This window comes from Alteromonas sp. IB21 (genome assembly GCF_016405965.1).
In the GTDB taxonomy this organism is placed as follows: Bacteria; Pseudomonadota; Gammaproteobacteria; order Enterobacterales; family Alteromonadaceae; genus Alteromonas.
Map to the genome: position 1 here is coordinate 1 of NZ_JAEFCD010000055.1, position 2104 is coordinate 2104.

The window sequence follows — 2104 nt, forward strand, 5'->3', positions numbered from 1 at the left end:
TGCATGTTCCGGCCCATTCCGATCACCCATTTCGGTTCAATCCGATCACTGATTTCGGTCTAATCCGATCGCTTATTTCGGTGTTATCCGGTCAAAAATGACGTTTTTCCGAAATCACTGATCGGAATCCCGAAATCTTCTTCTTTTTCTCACTAAATCAATTGGTAAGCTCAACTTCATCACTTTATTGAAGGAACGAGCTGCCATGGCGAGAAAGAGAACCGATATGAGAAAAATTAAAGACGTCCTGCGTCTCAAATTCGAAGTAGGATTAAGTCATCGAGACATCGGCCAATGCTTAAGTCTCGGTCCTTCAACCGTGAGTGAAATCCTCTCGCGCTTTAAATCCAGTGATTTATCGTGGCCGCTGCCGGAAGCGCTAAACGATAAAACGCTCGAAGCTCAGTTGTATAACACTGGGCCAGTTCAGCGCCAAAAACGGCTGCCTGACTTCATGCTTATGCAGCAAGAGTTGAAGCGTAAAGGCATGACTAAGCTGTTGCTGTGGGAAGAGTATTGCGCCGAAGATAGTGCGTCAGCCTACGGTTATACGCAGTTCTGCGAGCATTATCAGCGATGGCTTAAAAAGCAGAAGCGTAGTATGCGTCAGCATCATATCGCGGGTGATAAGTTGTTTATTGACTATTGTGGGCCTACAGTACCTATCGTTAATCCCGATACAGGCGAAGTGCGTTATCATGCACAAATCTTTGTTGCGACTTTAGGCGCGACCAACTACACGTATGTTGAAGCTGGCCGCTCTCAGCGTGAAGAAGACTGGATAATGGCGCACGTAAGAACGTTCCGCTACCTTGGCGGTGTACCCCGTTTACTTGTGCCGGATAACCTGAAGTCAGCCGTTACCAAAGCCCACCTTTACGCGCCCACACTGAATGAAAACTACGCCAAAATGGCGCGGCATTACGGCTGCGCCATCGTTCCGGCAAGACCATACAAACCGAAGGATAAAGCCAAAGCAGAAAATGCGGTACTGATTGTTGAACGCTGGATACTAATGCGATTACGCCGGGAGTGCTTTTACACCTTAGCGGGCCTTAACGCACGTATCAAAGTGTTAATGGAAGAGTTAAATAATCGGCCGCAGCGCCTACATCCAGGCTCTCGTCGTGAGCAGTTTGAACTGCTCGATAAACCCGCGTTAATGCCATTGCCTGGCACCACGTATGAGTACATCGACAGTAAACGGGCCAAAGTTGGGCCGGATTACCATGTGCTGTACCAAAAGCATGCTTACTCTGTACCGCACACCTTAGTGGGCAACACAGTGACCATCGAGGCTAGTGGCAGTGTGATTAGCATCTATCACCAAAATCAACTGGTGACACAGCACGCTAAATCAGCAAAAGACGGCGGCTTCTCAACGCAAAAAGAACACATGCCGGACAGCCATGTAAAACAGCGCTTCAGCGCTGAACGCTTATTGCACTGGGCTGAGAATATCGGTGTAGGTACGCGTGGTGTGGTGCAGTGGCACATCCATAGCCGACAACATCCTGAGCAAGCCATCAAAAGCTGCCTCGCTATTTTAAATCTCACTAAACAGCATGGTGCTGCGCGGCTTGAAGCCGCTTGCCAAAAGGCATTACTGCTAGAGCGCCCGCACAGAAGCGTTGTAATAAACTTACTCAAACATCACCAAGAAAGCGTTGCAAGTACCGCTGTCGAACACGATGAGCAACCTGTAACTCATCACAATATCCGCGGCCAACATTACTATCAATAGGACAACCCATGACACAATCTCAATTACAAGAGCAACTACGTAGCTTACGGCTTGGGCACTTCGCTCAAGCGTTACTGCAACAGCAAAGCCAAGCGACAACCTTTGATGAGATGAGCTTCGAAGAACGCTTAGGATTACTGGCACAGCACGAAATTCACTGTCGGCAAGACAGCAAAGTGAAGCGTTTACTACGGCAAGCAACCTTGCGCTTAGAGGCTCACGCCAGCCGATTGGAATATCGTGCAGAGCGCGGCCTACGTAAAGATAAAGTCGCCACACTATTAAGCGGCCAATACTTACATCACGCCCATAACATTATCGTTACTGGCGCAACGGGGTGCGGTAAAACGTACTTCGCTT

Annotated in this window: 2 protein-coding genes; both read left to right on the top strand. The window is 48.7% G+C overall.

Annotated elements, in window-relative coordinates:
* Positions 1 to 205 precede the first annotated feature (205 nt).
* Positions 206 to 1744 (top strand): IS21 family transposase, encoded by a 1539-nt coding sequence (istA, locus tag JC525_RS19645; protein WP_442859574.1) that lies wholly within the window; start codon positions 206 to 208, stop codon positions 1742 to 1744.
* A gap of 8 nt (positions 1745 to 1752) precedes the next feature.
* The coding region (locus tag JC525_RS19650) for an ATP-binding protein (RefSeq protein WP_198817823.1) at positions 1753 to 2104 on the top strand (352 nt) is incomplete at its 3' end.